9 protein-coding genes are annotated in these 14,124 nt (G+C 68.8%); 6 read left to right on the top strand and 3 right to left on the bottom strand.

Going from position 1 to position 14,124, the window contains the following annotated elements:
* Positions 1-3: 3 nt before the first annotated feature.
* A complete protein-coding gene (locus OV208_RS26800; RefSeq protein WP_267576746.1) occupies positions 4-1,035 on the bottom strand; it encodes a hypothetical protein in 1,032 nt (343 codons plus the stop codon).
* 274 nt (positions 1,036-1,309) lie between these two features.
* A complete protein-coding gene (locus OV208_RS26795; protein ID WP_267576745.1) occupies positions 1,310-1,804 on the bottom strand; it encodes an endonuclease V in 495 nt (164 codons plus the stop codon).
* A gap of 478 nt (positions 1,805-2,282) precedes the next feature.
* Between OV208_RS26795 and OV208_RS26790 the strand changes: the two genes are divergently transcribed.
* From OV208_RS26790 to OV208_RS26775, 4 genes are all read left to right on the top strand, one after another.
* Entirely contained in the window at positions 2,283-3,473 is a 1,191-nt protein-coding gene (locus OV208_RS26790) for an efflux RND transporter periplasmic adaptor subunit (protein WP_267576744.1), read from the top strand.
* 19 nt (positions 3,474-3,492) lie between these two features.
* A complete protein-coding gene (locus OV208_RS26785) occupies positions 3,493-6,588 on the top strand; it encodes an efflux RND transporter permease subunit (RefSeq protein ID WP_267576743.1) in 3,096 nt (1,031 codons plus the stop codon).
* A 188-nt stretch (positions 6,589-6,776) separates the two neighbouring features.
* On the top strand, positions 6,777-9,203 hold the full coding sequence (locus OV208_RS26780) for an Ig-like domain-containing protein (protein ID WP_267576742.1): 2,427 nt from the start codon (positions 6,777-6,779) through the stop codon (positions 9,201-9,203).
* Positions 9,204-9,260: 57 nt separating this feature from the next.
* On the top strand, positions 9,261-9,641 hold the full coding sequence (locus OV208_RS26775) for a GFA family protein (RefSeq protein ID WP_267576741.1): 381 nt from the start codon (positions 9,261-9,263) through the stop codon (positions 9,639-9,641).
* Between the two features lie 43 nt (positions 9,642-9,684).
* On the opposite strand, the gene OV208_RS26770 is transcribed toward OV208_RS26775, so the two are convergent.
* Positions 9,685-11,523 carry a bifunctional metallophosphatase/5'-nucleotidase gene (locus OV208_RS26770; RefSeq protein WP_267576740.1) on the bottom strand — a complete coding sequence of 613 codons (1,839 nt, stop codon included), beginning with the start codon at positions 11,521-11,523 and terminating at the stop codon, positions 9,685-9,687.
* A gap of 297 nt (positions 11,524-11,820) precedes the next feature.
* Between OV208_RS26770 and OV208_RS26765 the strand changes: the two genes are divergently transcribed.
* Complete coding sequence (locus OV208_RS26765) at positions 11,821-13,245, top strand: RtcB family protein (protein WP_267576739.1); 1,425 nt, start codon at positions 11,821-11,823, stop codon at positions 13,243-13,245.
* A 138-nt stretch (positions 13,246-13,383) separates the two neighbouring features.
* Positions 13,384-14,094, top strand: coding sequence for a class I SAM-dependent methyltransferase (locus OV208_RS26760; protein WP_267576738.1), 711 nt, complete (start codon positions 13,384-13,386; stop codon positions 14,092-14,094).
* Positions 14,095-14,124 lie beyond the last annotated feature (30 nt).

The raw sequence follows: 14,124 nt of genomic DNA, 5'->3' as shown, positions 1-14,124 counted from the left end.
CGCTCAGCTGAACACCGTGGTCAGGTTCAGCGGGCCGGCGGGGACGCCCACGTCGAGGCCCGCCGGGTCATCCGACGGCGTCTGCCAGGCATTGGCCTCCGTCACGGTGTGGCCATTGGCCTCGTTCGAGATGGACATCTTGCCATTGTGGCCCGCGGGGCTGATCTGGCTCGTGTCGTAGCCGCTCCAGCCCGTGCCGGCGTTCGCGAACGTCGCCTCACCCCAGGTCTGACCGGAGTTCGCGTTCGGCTTCGCCGAGCCGTCCTTCGAGACACACCACGCCACGCTGCTGTTGGTGTCGAACGCCACGAGCTTCGACTCGCCGGGCTGCAACGTGAACGTCTTCGGGGTGCTCTTGTCGAAGTGCTGCCCGTCGTTCGGGCCGCCCTTCTCCCCCGTCTTGTTCCAGAGCGTCACGGTCCGCGGCTGGTTCGTCTTGTTGGCGAACGTGTTCGTGTATTTGTAGTCGCCCTTCTTGCTCGGGTCGATGAGCAGCATGTTGCTGTTGTAGGGCGAGCCGACGTTGTTGCGCGCCAGCCACGGCTCACTCGCGCTCACCTGTTCGGTGGACCCGGCCGACGGCGCGCCGAAACCGGGCCCTGCGTCACTGGTGCGGTTGGAATGCATCGGGTCCACCGCGCCCTGGGTCGGGGCCGCGTCGGTGACCGCGGGAGCACCCTGGATGGCGGGGGCCATCCCCTCTTCCTCATCCCCCAGGCTGGGCGCGAGCTCCTGCGACCCGAGGCCCAGGTCGCCGCCGCCCTGCCCTCCCGTCGCCTGCGTCTCCAGCGCCTTCACCAGCTGCGCGATCCCGCCAAGCAGCTGCGACAATTGCCCCTGCGCCTTCTCCAGGCCTCCCGACGCGCTCGGACCCTGTTCGAAGGAGTCCGTCATCAGCTTGCGCAACAGTTCGTTCCCGGGCTGCGTCGCCTGGGTGCTCTTCACGCTCTCCGCCGGAGAGGTGACCGGCTTGAGGTTGGAGCGGCTCGAGGGGGGAGTGGAGAGCGACGAGCGGTTGAGGAGCGAGATGGACATTTCAGACCCAGGGGAAGGGCGAGCCCTGGAAGCAGCACCAGGACCGCCGTTGCGCGGCTTGCCTGGACCTAGAGCACGGCACATGCCAACACCCGGCCTCGCTGCCCACGACCTGCCGGGCAGTCCTCCGCTCGGAAGATCAGGCACTTGGGACGAGCGCTCCCGCCCCCGGTGGCGCTTCGCACGATGACGGCGAGCACCACCTGATGACAGCGGTCACCAGTCCCTTCCCGTTGGTGGAGCGCCCGGGTGGCACCGAGACAGCGCCACCGCTTCAGGATTCACGGCTCAGCCGGTCCACCCGGCTCAGCAATGAGGGCATGCGCCAGGCGCCGTGCATCCGCCGGATGTGCTCCGCGGCGGTCGCGGTCTCCATCCCGATGGCGGTGATGAGCAGGGGCCGCAGGCTCTGGCCGCGCACGATGGGCAGCGCCGGGCCGGTGGTGACATAGGGCGTCTTGGCCACACCGATGACGGGCACCGCGCGGCAGAGGGCCTCGTACAGGTGGGCGCCCAGGCCCGGCTTGTCCTCCCCGAGCCACACGTAGCCGTCCACCACGATGGCCTCCAGCGGCTCCTGCACCCCGGAGAGCACGCGCAGGAGGTGCGGCAGTTCCCGGCGGTAGAACTGGCCAGGCTCGTAGGGAGCCGCGACCGGGCCGTGCTCCACCAGGTGCCCGGCCTCCGTGGAGGCCGTCCAGGCACGGAAGAGGACACACGCGGCCACGGTGAGGTCCGGTCGGTAGTCCACATCCACGCAGGCGAGCATCGCTTCTCCTCCCGGCGGGAGCCCGGGTCCTGGGGACCCAGCGTAGGCCATGCGCACCGCCCCCGCGAGACCAGCCGGCCTCCCCGCCCCAGGCCGGGGCGTGCTTCAAGGGGGCGTGGACTTCGCCCCGGCGGCCGCCGCGCCCACCGCAGGCCCCAGCCGGGTGAAGCCGTCCTCCTGCGGAAAACATACGCAGGTGTGGGCCTCTCCTCCTGAACCCATACACACCAGGAGGACCGCCTGCACTCGGAGTCATCCGCGGGCTGACTGTCCGCCCAGGCATGCGACGGAACGAGCCCTGGGAACGTCCCCGCGACCGGTCCTCCAGTTTCCGCTGGACAATCCCTCGCACCTGATACCCGACCCGTGAGGTAGCAAAAAAATCGCATTTTCAAGGGCGCAAACCCGGGGCGGTTCGGCTAGACGGCTGCGCAATCCCTGACACGGCTGCGCAACCCAGCGCTCTTGAGTGCCCACGATGCATGCCTCGCCCTCTGCCCCGTCCCCTGAAGTGCCCCTCTCCGGTACGCGCCCCGTCAGCCGCCTCAAGCGGTGGATCGTCGGCGTCCTGCTCCTCTTCGCGGTCATCGCGGGGCTCGTCGCCGTCAAGGGAGCGCAGATCGTCGCGATGATCCAGGCGGGTGAAGCCTTCGTGCAGCCCCCGGAATCCGTCACCTCCGCCCAGGCGGAGTCCTTCGGCTGGCAGGCGACCCAGGGCGCGGTCGGCACGGTGATCGCGCTCCGGGGTGTGACGCTGAGCGCGGAGCTGCCGGGCGTCGTCAGCGACATCCGCTTCGAGAACGGCGCGTCGGTGAAGAAGGGCCAGGTGCTCGTCCAGCTCGACACCTCCAGCGAGGCGGCCCAGCTCACCGGGGCGGAGGCGGACGCGGAGCTCGCCCGGCTGACCCGGGACCGCGTGGAGAAGCTCCACACCCAGGGTGCGAACACCCAGTCGGAGCTCGACGCCGTCCGGACGCGGGCGGTCCAGGCCGAGGCCACGGTGGCCCACCTGCGCACCCTCATCGCGAAGAAGCTCATCCGCGCGCCCTTCGAGGGCCGCATCGGCATCCGGCAGGTGGAGCTGGGGCAGCTCGTCTCCCCGGGCAACCCCATCGCGTCCCTGCAGTCCATCACCCCCGCCCTGGTGGAGTTCCAGCTTCCCCAGCAGGCGCTGGCCCAGGTGAAGCAGGGGCAGAAGGTGCGCGTCCGCGTCGACGTCTTCCCTGGCAACGCATGGGAGGGGGAGCTCACCACCATCAACCCCGAGGTGGAGCTGTCCTCACGCAACGTGCGCATGCGCGCCACCGTGCCCAACGCGGATGGCCGGCTCCTGCCGGGCATGTTCGCCAACATCGACGTGCTCGCCGAGGCCAGCCACCCGGTGGTGGCCATCCCCGCCACCGCCGTGCTCTTCGCCCCCTATGGAGACTCCGTGTTCACCCTCTCCGAGGGAAAGGACGCCGCGGGCAAGCCCGCCCTCCTGGCGCGGCAACAGTTCGTGCGGCTGGGGGAGCGCAGGGGCGACTTCGTCGAGGTGACGTCGGGCCTGACGGCCGGGCAGAGCGTGGTCAGCAGCGGCGTGTTCAAGCTGAAGAATGGCGCGGCCGTCGTCCTCAACAACGCGCTGGCGCCGCCCGTCGAGGCCGCGCCCCAGCCCGTGAACCCGTAGGGCAGAGGAAGGCGAATCCATGAACTTCACCGCCCTGTTCATCCGCCGCCCGGTCGTGGCGCTGGTGGTCAACCTCCTCATCGTCATCGCGGGCCTCCAGGCCCTGGGCTCGCTCAACGTGCGGCAGTACCCGCGCAGTGAGAACGCCGACATCACCGTCACCACGGCCTACGTCGGCGCCAACGCGGAGCTGGTCCGCGGCTTCATCACCACGCCGCTGGAGCGCGTCATCGCCGCCGCGGACGGCATCGACTACGTCGAATCCCAGAGCCTGCAGGGCGTCTCCATCATCCGCGCCCGGCTCAAGCTCAACTACGACTCCAACCGGGCCTTGAGTGAAATCAGCGCCAAGGTCGATCAGGTGCGCGGGGACCTGCCCCCCGAAGCGCAGGTCCCCGTCATGGGCATCGAGTCGGCGGACAGCCAGTTCGCCGTCGCCTACCTCAACTTCACCTCCGAATTCCTCCAGCAGAACGAGCTGTCCGACTACCTGGTGCGGGTGGTGCAGCCCCGGCTGTCCTCGGTGGAGGGCGTGCAGCGCGCGGACATCCTCGGCGCGCGCACGTTCGCGATGCGGGTGTGGATGAAGCCGGACCGGATGGCCGCGCTCAACGTCAGCCCCAGCCAGGTCCGGCAGGCGCTCGCCAGCAACAACTCGCTCGCGGCCGTGGGCCAGACGAAGGGTTCGCTCGTCCAGGTGAACCTCACGGCGAACACGAGCCTGCGCTCCGTGGAGGAGTTCCGGCAGCTCATCGTCCGCAAGGACGGCGGCGCGGTGGTGCGGCTTTCGGACATCGCGGACGTGGTGCTCGGCGCCGAGGACTATGACAACGACGTCACCCTCAATGGGCAGAAGGCCGTCTTCATCGGCATCTGGTCCCTGCCCAGCGCCAACTCGCTGGACGTCATGCAGCGCATCCGCGACGAGATGGGCGCGCTGCAACGGGAGATACCGGAGCAGATCCACGCCAGCATCGCCTTCGATGGGACGGAGTACATCCAGAACGCCATCGACGAGGTGGTGAGCACCCTGGGGGAGACGCTGCTCATCGTCGTGGTGGTCATCTTCCTCTTCCTGGGCTCCGTGCGCTCCATCCTGGTGCCGGTGGTGGCCATCCCGGTGTCCCTGATTGGCACCGTGTTCCTGATGCAGATGTTCGGCTTCACGGTGAACCTGCTCACCCTGCTCGCGGTGGTGCTGTCGGTGGGCCTGGTCGTGGATGACGCCATCGTCGTGGTGGAGAACGTGGAGCGCCACCTGCGCGACGGACTGAGCCCGGTGAACGCCGCGCTCAAGAGCGCGCGGGAGCTGGTGGGCCCCATCATCGCGATGACGCTCACGCTCGCCGCGGTGTACGCGCCCATCGCCTTCCAGGGTGGGCTCACCGGCTCGCTGTTCCGTGAGTTCGCGCTCACACTGGCCGGGGCCGTGGCCCTGTCGGGCGTGGTGGCGCTGACGCTCTCGCCCATGATGTCCGCCGCGCTCCTCAGGGCGGGCCATGAGGACAAGGGGCTCGCGGGGGTCGTCAACCGCGCCTTCGAGCGCCTGCGGGCCTCGTACGCACGCAGCCTGGACAGCTCGCTGCGGACGCGGGGGCCCGTCTATGCCGCGTGGGTGGTGCTGAGCCTGCTCGGCGTCCTGATGTTCACGCAGTCGCCGACGGAGCTCGCGCCGACGGAGGACCAGGGCATCGTGTTCGGCATCGTCAGCACCCCGTCCAACTCCACGTTGGATCAGCTCGCGCCGTCCATGGGCGAGGTGAGCAAGACGCTCCTGGCGATGCCGGAGGCCGGGTTCATCTTCCAGATCATGAACCCGGGCAGCGGGTTCTGGGGCCTGGCGCTGAAGCCGTGGGAGCAGCGCAAGCGCTCCGCGGCGGAAGTGCTGGCGGAGACGCAGGAGCGGGTGAACGTCCTGCCGGGCGTCCAGACCTTCGTCATCCAGCCCTCCGCGCTTCCGGGCGGTGGCAACTTCCCGGTGGAGATCGTCATCGCGTCCACGGCGGAGGCGGAGGAGCTGCTGGGGTTCGCGCAGCAGCTCCAGGAGAAGGCGACGCAGAGCGGGCTGTTCGCCTTCCCGCCCATCATCGACGTGAAGCTGGACCAGCCCCAGTCGGAGGTCCAGGTGGACCGCGAGAAGGTCGCGCAGCTGGGACTGGACCTGGGCACGGTGGGGCAGGACCTGGGCGCGGCGGTGGGCGGCAACTTCGTCAACCGGTTCAACATCTCCGGCCGCAGCTACAAGGTCATCCCGCAGGTCCTGCGCGTCTCCCGCCTCAACCCCGACCAGCTCAAGGACGTCCATGTCACCGGCCCGGACGGCAAGCTGGTGGCCCTGTCGTCCATCGCCACCTTGAAGAACACGGTGGCGCCCCGGTCGCTCAACCGCTTCCAGCAGCTCAATGCCGTCAAGCTGAGCAGCGTGGCCATCCGGCCGTTGGATGAGGCGCTCACGTACCTGGAGACGGAGGCGGGCCGCATCCTGCCCGCGGGCTACCGCATCGACTACACGGGCGAGTCCCGGCAGCTGCGCGTGGAGGGCAACACGTTCCTCCCGGCGTTCATGCTCGCGGTGGTGCTCATCTTCCTGGTGCTCGCGGCCCAGTTCAACAGCTTCAGGGACCCGTTCATCATCCTCGCCGGGTCGGTGCCCCTGGCGCTCTTCGGCGCGTTGATCACCACGTTCCTGAAGATGCCGAACCCGACCATGCCCTACTTCACCGACAGCTTCACCACCACCCTCAACATCTACTCGCAGGTGGGGCTCGTCACGCTGGTGGGGCTGATCGCGAAGAACGGCATCCTCATCGTCGACTTCGCCAACCGGCTCCAGGAGCAAGGCAAGACGAAGCTCGAAGCGGTGCGGGAGGCCGCGTCTGAACGACTGCGTCCCATCCTGATGACCACCGTGGCCACCGTCGCGGGCCACTTCCCGCTCGTCCTCGTCTCAGGGCCGGGAGCGGCGGCGCGCAACAGCATCGGGCTCGTGCTGGTGACGGGCATGGCGCTCGGCACGCTCTTCACCCTCTACTTCGTGCCGGCCATCTACCTGCTCATCTCCCGGACGCGCACCGCCCCCGTGCGCGAAGGCCTGGCACCGGCAGAGGCGCCCTGAGGTCCTCGGAGGATAAGGACAATTCTCGGTGTCCATGACACCCGAGTGCTTGTCGGCTGGTGGCTGGAGGACAATGGCCGTCCGAGTGTTGCGCGCCGAGCGGTCGGGAGTAGGGAATGGCGCCGTTCATTCCATGAGGGGGACGGTCCATTCCGGGCTTCATCCTGCTCCTCAGGGGGAGACACCCGATGCGAAGCCGTCCTGGTGCGCTGTGGTCGTGGGGGCTGGGCGTGGCGCTGGCCCTGTCGCTGGGGGCGTGTGGTGTGGAGTCCTTGGAGGAGAAGGTACGTCCTCCAGAGGATGGGGTGTCGCAAGCGAACGAGGGGGCGTTGACGCATGAGCGTCTGGAAGCCTCGTTGACGTGGGACCCGTATGCAGACGCGGTGGCGTCAGGCACCACGGCGACGGTGCTCAACGCCAGCGCGGCGCTGGGCGCTCCGGACGGGCAGGCCGCGACACTGCTGGGCTTGTTCAACACGGCACTGGTGCTGGACCTGGGCCAGGGCGAGGAAGGCACCGGCGACCTGCGCGTCTACTACCAGGGCCTGTCGTTGGCGCTGGTGGCCCAGGTGGACTTCCTGAAGGCGGATGGGACCTTCATTGGCTCCAGCTCGTTGCACCTGGTGGAGCTGGGCCTGGGGACGCATGTGGCGGTGGCGACGTACCCGGGCAACGTGCCCTATCGCTACGTGCGCCTGAGGGGCGCGCTGCTCGCGCTCTACCTGGTGGACGCGGTGGAGACGTCCCTGCGGGTCGTCTGTGGTGACGGCGTAGTCAGCGGGTTCGAAATCTGTGACGACGCCAATCAGCTCTCTGGAGACGGCTGCAACAGCGTCTGCCTGGTGGAGCCGGGCTACACCTGTACGGGCTCGCCGAGCGTTTGCGACAACAACTCAGCGCCCACGGTCGAGGACGTTGACGCGACGACCCCCGAGGACCACCCGGTGGACATCACCATCCCCGCGGCGGACCCTGATGGCGACGCGCTTGACTACTCCTACTCCGCGCCCAGCCATGGCACGCTCACGCTCTCAGGGGCGTCGGTGACGTACACCCCGAACGCGAACTTCGCCGGAGAGGACACCTTCCAGGTCACGGTCTCCGACGGCAAGAAGCAGGCAACGGCCACCGTCTCGGTCACGGTCAGTCCGGTCAACGACGCGCCCGTGGCTGCCTCCGCCGCGGTGACGGTGAGCTACAACACGTCGACGCCCATCACATTGGCGGCCACGGACGTGGAAGGGGACGCGCTCACGTTCACCGTGACGGCTCCTCCTGCTCACGGAACCCTGTCCGGGACGGGCGCCCAGTTGCTCTATACGCCGGCCGTGGACTTCCATGGAGAGGACCCGTTCACCTTCACGGCCAGCGACGGCGCGCTGACCTCCAATACCGCCACGGTCAGCATCACCGTCAGGGCGCCGCCTGTCTGCGGCGACGGTTACGTCGACTCGGGTGAGGTGTGTGACGACGGCAACCGCGTCGCGGGGGACGGCTGCCGGGCGGACTGCCAGGGCGTGGAGGTGTGCGGCGACGGTCGGGTCGACAGCATCACGGGAGAGCAGTGCGACGATGGCGGCACGACCCCCGGGGATGGCTGCGACGCCGCGTGCCAGCTGGACGCCTTTTCGAATGTGCCTTCCACGCTCATCAGCGGGACCCTGAACTGCACCACGGCCAACACGAACACGGGGCGCAAGGTGGCGGTGGATGCACTGGGGCGCTTCTACGTCGTCATGAAGTGCGAAGGCGCGGTCCATGTCAGCGTGAGCGTAGACCGTGGCCAGACCTGGGTGGGGCCCACTCCCCTGGGCATGACCAACGTGGCGGAGGTCGCGATTGAAGGCGGCCCCACGGGGGTCGCCTACGTCGCGGCTACGGCGAGCCCGGGCGTGCTGATGTTCACCCGGACCGTCGACGCGGGGGCGAGCTGGGATGCGCCGCGAACCCTCAGTTCGGTGGCCAACGCCACCCTCAGCTTGGACTCCATGGGCGACGCCCTCTACATCTCCGTCTCGCGAGGCAACGCGGGGGTGCGCGTCCTCCGGAACTTCGCGCGAGGCGCGAACGACTTCAGCGAGACGGACGTGGCCCAGAACAATGCCTACTTCGACGTCGTCGTGGACAAGATCAGCGGAGACGTCTTCTCGGTGAGCGACGACCCCTCTTTCCGCATCCGCCGCAGCAGCGACCAGGGGACCAGCTTCGGCCCGCAGAGCTCCCCGCCGGGGCAGGCCTTCTTCTCGGACTGGACGGGCTCCAACGGCTTCATCTACGTCACGGGCTCCTTCGGGGACAACAACGTGGACGTCATCCCGGTGTCCGCGCCGGGGACGAGCACCCAGGTGCCGGGCCTCCCCACGGACGTCGGTCCTGGCCCCCTCCGGACGATTGACGCGGACGCGCTCGGCAACGGCTACATCGCCTCCCAGCGGGGGACGGGCGACATCCAGTTGGACCGGATGCTCGTGGGGGCCGCCATGATTCTGGCCACGGATGCCAGGACGGTGGGGCCGGGCGCCGCGCCAGCGGTCGCGGCGCTCCCGTCGAACGGCGGCGCCCTGGTGGCCTACACGAACGGCACCAGTGTCTACGCCTCAGTGGTGGTGTACTGAACCCACGAGGTCTCGTGCGCCACCTCCACCGTGATGGCCGCCGCGCTAGACTGAGGCATGCACAAAGGATCCTGTCTTTGCGGCGCCATCCGCTTCGAGGTCACCGTCCCCCTGCGTCCACCTGATGCCTGCCATTGCTCGCGATGCCGCAAGCAATCAGGGCACTTCTGGGCGTCCACCGACGTTCCCCGCGACGCCGTGACGATCCACGGCGCCGACAAGGTCACCTGGTTCCGCTCCTCCGAAAAGGTGCGGCGGGGTTTCTGTTCGACCTGTGGCTCGTCCCTCTTCTGGGATCCCCTCCAGAAGGACATCATTGCCATCGCCATGGGCGCATTCGATGCGCCCACCGACACCCGACTGGCGATGCACATCTTCGTGGCCGACAAGGGCGACTACTACGAAATCGGGGATGGCCTGCCGCAAAACCCGCGTTGATGGGTCAGGCGGCAGGCCTCCTCGTGAAGTCCGCGGGCCTACCTCAGGGCGCGCACTTCGCCGGGCCGAGCGTGGCCCCGTAGTACGGCGTGTAGAGGTCGGGCAGGAGGGTGAAGTTGCAGGTGTTCACCGCCTCCGGCGACAGGTTCTGGTGCGTCTGCATGTAGCGCGCGACGTAGTCACGCACGCCGTCCGCGGAGGACCACAGCATGCGGCCTTCCTTGAACATGCTGTACCCACCGCCGCCACCGCCGCGGTAGTTGTTGACGGCGATGTGGAAGACCTGATCATCCCGGACGTCCACGCCCTGGAAGCGCAGGTGCGTGAGCCGGGAGCCCGCGGGCTTCGTCAGGTCGTAGCCGTAGTCGATGCGCGAGTAGAGGTCCCAGTTGTAGTCCGCGACGACGGGCGTGGTGGCCTTCGCGTCCTCGGGCTTCGCGGGCAGGTTGGCCGCGTCCAACTGCTTGAAGTACAGCGTGTTCATCTCCAGCGCGCGCCGGAGGATGGAGCCGTTGATCTCCATCACGTACAGCGTGTTGTCGTAGATGTAGACGCTGTAGGCGTCGCGCAGGGTGACGTCCCCCGCCGGCAGCGCGACGTTGTTGGAGAACAGGGCGGTCGCGGACAGGTCCACGGGGAAGCCAGCCTCCTCCGCGGCCTCCTCCTGCACGATGTTGAGCAGGTCCCCCAGGGCGCTGTCCACGTAGCGTCCGGCGAAGCCACCCGTGAAGGCCGCGGTGGTGCTGCCAATCTTCTGGTTCACGTAGGCCACCGTGGTGTCGTGGTAGGCCTGGGTGAGCTGCTTGACGGTGGCATCCTCCACCACATTTTCGTCCACCGCGTGGAGCTGCGAGTCGTGGGCTTCCACGCCCCAGCGCTCGCCGTTCCAGGTGACGCTGAGCTGCACGTTGGCCAGGTGGCTGCCCCAGCGGTTGGGCTGCGTGAGGAGTACCTCGCGGCCGTCCTGGTTCTTCAGCAGCATCTTCGGGATGGGCTGGTGGGTGTGGCCGGTGAGGAGCACGTCCACGTCCGCCACCTGCTGGGCGATCTGCACCGCCTCGTTCTCACCGGGGAGGTTGCCCCGGTCGGTCCACTTCGTGGCGTCCGCGTAGTCCGCGAGCCACGACTCGGGGCTGCTCGCGCTGCCCACCGGCTGCTTGTCGGGACCGCTGTGGATGGCCACCACCACCACGTCCGCGCCGGCCTGCTTCATCTTCGGCACGTAGGTCTTCGCGGTCTCCAGCGGGTCTTCGAAGCGCAGCCCGCTGATGTTGTCCTTGCGCTCCCACGTCGCCACGCCCGGCGTCACCAGCCCGAGGATGCCGACCTTCACGTCGCACACCGTCTTGATGATGTAGGGCGTGAAGGCCTCGGAGCCGTCCGCGCTCTTGCGCACGTTCGCGCCGAGGAGGGGGAAGTTCGCCTCGCCCTTGAACTTGTTGAGGACGTCCTGGCCGTAGTTGAACTCGTGGTTGCCCAGGGCCATGGCGGCATAGCCCAGCTCGTTCATGGCGGTGGCCATGGGGTGCTTGGGCGCGTTGTCCACCAGGGCGTAGTAGGTGCCGAGCGGCGAGCCCTGGATGGTGTCACCGGTGTCGAAGAGCAGCGTGCAGTCCGGGTTCTTCTCACGCTCCTGCTTGATGAGCGTGGCCACCCTGGCGAGGCCGCGCTTCGCGTCCGGCTTCCCGGTGAAGTAATCCCACGGGAAGATGTTGGTGTGCAGGTCGCTCGTCTGCAGCAGCGTCAGCGTGCGCGGCGTGGTGTCCGGCGGCGGGGGCTGTGTGACGGGCGGCTTGTCGTCGGAGTCACAGGCGACGAACAGCGAGCAGGCGCCCACCAGGGACAGGGTGCGCAGCGTGCGCGAGGAAACGGGGAAACGCATCAGGGACCTCAGATGAAGGGTGCTGCCGGGCAGCACTGCCCGGGGCCGAGCACCCTACAGTCCCCCTCCGACGCGCTCCTGGATTCGCTCGCGGCGTCATGCATGCCGCAGGGCTCGCCCATTAGCGCGGCGCCTCGTGGGCCACGCGCCTCCCCTGCTCCCGTCAGGTGCGGACAGGCCAGGGCGTCACAGGGCGCGTGGATGCTCCGGCGTCCCGACCGCGGCTGCTGACCCGAGGTCTCATCCCATCGCTCACGTCCCCCGGATTTTCGTACCGGGTCAGATTCCGAGAAGGTCATGCAGCCGAAATTGAACCGGCTCCTGCGGGCGCTTGCCCGCGAGGGGCTCGACGTCACGTACGACGGTCGTGTCTACACCGTCCGCCTCCAGGCGGATCCCCATGCGCCCGCCGCCGAGGTGCTCCTCCCACCGGACCTGCCCGTGGAGGGCAAGGCCTTCAAGCAGCTCGCCGCGCTCGCGGCGCTCCACCATCCGAACGGCGGTCGCGTGAAGCAGGTGCGCGCCACGCCCGACTTCCATCCCGGTGACTCCGGGGTGGCCATCGGGTCGGTGGTGCACACCGAGGGCATGGTGGTGCCCGGCGCGGTGGGTACGGACATCAACTGCGGCATGCGCCTGCATGTCGCGGACATCCCCGTGGACGCCTTCCTCGCCCGCCGCGACGCCTTCGTCGAGCGGATGAAGGGGCACTACTTCTTCGGCACGCGGGATGTCGCCCAGGGCTCGCGCGCGCTGGAGGCCCTGCTGCGCGACGGCCTGCCGGGCTGGCTCCTGGAGACGCAGGAGAAGCCCCTGGGCATGTCGGCGAGGACAGACCTGGGCCAGTTGGACCGCGAGTCCGCGCGCGTCTACCTGGGGGGCGCGCTGGAAGGAGACCCTTCCTGGGCGCCCACCGGGCTGCGGCGGGAGGGCGTGGTGCGCGACCCGGGGCTCGCCACCATTGGCGGCGGCAACCACTTCGTGGAGGTGCAGCGGGTGGAGGCGGTGGTGGACCGCGCGCGGGCCTGGGCCTGGGGCGTGCGCGAGGGGCAGCTCGCGTTCATGGTGCACTCCGGCTCACGCGACATGGGCAAGCACGTGGGACGCACGTGGCAGGAGCGGGTCCGGGCCGCGTGGCCCGCGGGCGCCCCCTTCCCGGAGAGCGGAATCTTCCCGCTCGTGGATCCGGAGAAGGTGCGCGAGTACCTGAAGGCCGAGGCGACGGCGGCCAACTACGCCTTCCTCAACCGGCTGCTCCTCGCGGAGCTGGTGCGGCACACGCTGCGCGAGCTGTTCGGGGACGTGGAGGCACCGCTCGTCTACGACGTGCCGCACAACATCACCCTGCCCTGGGAGGGTGGATGGCTGGCGCGCAAGGGGGCGTGCCCGGCGGAGGCCGAACAGCCGGTCATCATCCCCGGCTCAATGGGGGCCGAGTCCTACCTGATGCGGGGACTGGGCAACGCGCAGGCGCTGTCTTCGGCCTCGCATGGGGCGGGACGGGCGCGCTCGCGCTTCTCCATGTCGCGGGGCGGCGCGGAGCACCGCGAGGAGGCGCTGGGCCTCACCGGGGTGGACTGCATCGCGATGCGGGCCGAACGCCGCATCGAGGAGGCACCCGCGGCCTACAAGCCCATCGGTTCGGTGGTGGGCTCGCAGGTGGCGGCGGACATCGTGCGGGAGGTGGCGAGGCTGCGTCCCCTGATGACCTTCAAGGCCTGAGCTGAAGACGCCGGTGAGAGGCGATGCGGAAGGCGCATTGCCTCTCACCGCGTGGCGGGCTGAACCCGCGCACGCTCATTCCGAGGTGAGGTCGACCCGGAGGCGATTCCCTGGTGGGATGCGCCCTCGCATCCCCTGATGGCCCCCGAGGTCGAAATGACTTTCCTTCGTACGCAGGCAGCGTCCCGTCACCTGATGCGGTGGTGCCTCTGTCTCGTCACGGCCACGACCGGCGCATGCCGATCCGAGGGGCCACAGGCAGAGCGCCCCGAGGTACCTCTCACGTCGGTCCCGCCTCCCGCGCCGGAAGAGCCGGCCGAGCTGCACGGTGTCGGGGGCGTCGAAGGCCTCGATCCCGCGTATGACCAATCCCGTCAGCCCGCCAGGTTCGTCGCCGCGCTGGGGCTTTCCCCAGGACAACGGATCGCGGATGTCGGAGCAGGCCTGGGCTACTTCACGCTGCGGCTGTCGGATGCCGTCGGCCCGACGGGACGGGTGGTCGCGACCGACATCAATGACGAGGTCCTCAAGCGGCTTCGTCAACGTGTCTCCGCACGCAAGAACGTCGAGGTGCGCAAGGTGGCGCCGGACTCGCCGGGCCTCGAGCCGGGAACCTACGACCTGATCCTGCTCGCCGAAGTGGACCACTTCCTGCCGGACCGTGCGGCCTACCTCGAAAGCCTGAGGCCCGCCCTCACCCCGAACGGTCGCATCGCGGTGACGCACCTCCGGGCCATGCGTCCCCCGCTCGTCGCCGCCGCCCAGGCGGCTGGCTACTCCGTCGTCTCGGAGCTCAACGACCTCCCGGCCCACTACCTGCTCTTCCTCCAGCCCACGCCGGGTCCATGACGATTGGTTAGCCCTTGTGCTAAGTATCCC

The organism is Corallococcus sp. bb12-1, assembly GCF_026626765.1.
In the GTDB taxonomy this organism is placed as follows: domain Bacteria; phylum Myxococcota; class Myxococcia; order Myxococcales; family Myxococcaceae; genus Corallococcus; species Corallococcus terminator.
Note: the sequence above shows the minus strand (reverse complement) of the source record. Positions and strands in the feature narration are given on the sequence as shown.